The organism is Gemmatimonadales bacterium (genome assembly GCA_030697825.1).
Classification (GTDB): domain Bacteria; phylum Gemmatimonadota; class Gemmatimonadetes; order Gemmatimonadales; family JACORV01; genus JACORV01.
Window position 1 is genome coordinate 1 of the sequence record JAUYOW010000038.1, and the last position, 1,208, is coordinate 1,208.

Annotated in this window: 2 protein-coding genes; both read left to right on the forward strand. The window is 66.5% G+C overall.

Annotated features, from left to right (window positions below; genetic code table 11):
• The first annotated feature begins 39 nt into the window (after positions 1 to 39).
• Complete coding sequence (locus Q8Q85_01615; GenBank protein ID MDP3772942.1) at positions 40 to 486, forward strand: hypothetical protein; 447 nt, start codon at positions 40 to 42, stop codon at positions 484 to 486.
• A gap of 256 nt (positions 487 to 742) precedes the next feature.
• Positions 743 to 1,208, forward strand: a 466-nt coding sequence (locus tag Q8Q85_01620; protein ID MDP3772943.1) for a hypothetical protein, incomplete at its 3' end; no start/stop codon positions are given.

Genomic DNA, 1,208 nt, shown 5'->3' on the forward strand with positions numbered 1-1,208 from the left:
GGTGTCGTGGTTGACTTACAAGGGAAAGGAAGCTGAACCATGTACCTCGGCTATTCACGTCAGAGCCAGAACGCCCTTCGCGCGATGGGACGCCAGTACGCGCGCGACCGGGTGTCGCCGGGCTACGATCCGCGCCGCGCCGCGACCTGGGCACCGCCCGGCAGCGCGGTCATGCGCCAGGCGCAGATCACGGCGGCGGCGTACGGCTTCATGCCGGCCGGCGGGCGCGCGTCCGGTGACGAGACGGAGGGATCCGGAGGGAGTCGGGGCCTGCTCGGTGGGGCGCGGCTCGGCGACTTCCACACCGAGGCCAACCCCTACGCGAACGTGAAGTGTTGTACGCCCGTCGGGGCGGGTTCGACGCACTTGGTCGAAACCGAGTGCCCTGGTGGTTGTCCGACCAGCAAGTTCCCCTGGTGGTGGGTGATCGGCGCGTTCGGGGTTGGCGTGGTCGGCACGACGATCATGGGCCGGTCGAAGCGGTAGGCGAGTCGCGGTCGTGGCGAAGATTCCAGCCTGGGCGTGGTGGGTAGGTGGGGGTGTCGCCGCAGTCGCGGGGGCGGCGGTGGTGGCGCGACGCGGGGGTGGTGGAGGCAGCTCGGCGCCGCAGGGCGCGGCGTTGTGGTCAGACTTGAAACGCGCGGTCGCAGCGCGTCCTGTTCTGTCCGTAAACACGTTCAGTCGTCTAGGGAATGCGGCCACGGCGGCGGCGAGGCACGCGGGAAAAGCGGCCGGGGCAGCGATGATCGACCGCACGCGCCCGAGCGTGTTCAACGAAACGATCACTCGCGCGCGATCGGACGATTACAGTGTCGCGGTGGAGTCGGCAGTTTATGGGCGCGACCCACAAGGCAACTGGCGACCGTGGGACGATTCGCGCTATCCCAACGGGGTTTATCGTTGGAGGGGTAGTCAAACACCAGCCCTGGTTTCGCGTATGCAGTACGCGCGCGCCACGTTGATCTACAACCTCGCGCGCGTGTTCATGCCCGAGTTCTGGAAGGAAACTGTGCCCAACGATCCGCGCGTGGGGTCGCAAAAAGATTTTCCCAAATGGGGCCGTGGGCGAACGGGTAGCTCGATCTACCAGTACGCCACCAATACCGCCCCGCCTGATCCGTGGCGCTTTTTTCTGAACCCCGGAGGAGAAGCGGTAGACGCACCGTTGCGGTGTCCGATTACGCGGCGGGGGAACGATCGCTACATCA

What these genes read in the sequence shown, in the direction of transcription:
- Q8Q85_01615 (MDP3772942.1), top strand. Translation starts at nt 40, where the DNA reads ATGTACCTCGGCTATTCACGTCAGAGCCAGAACGCCCTTCGCGCGATG.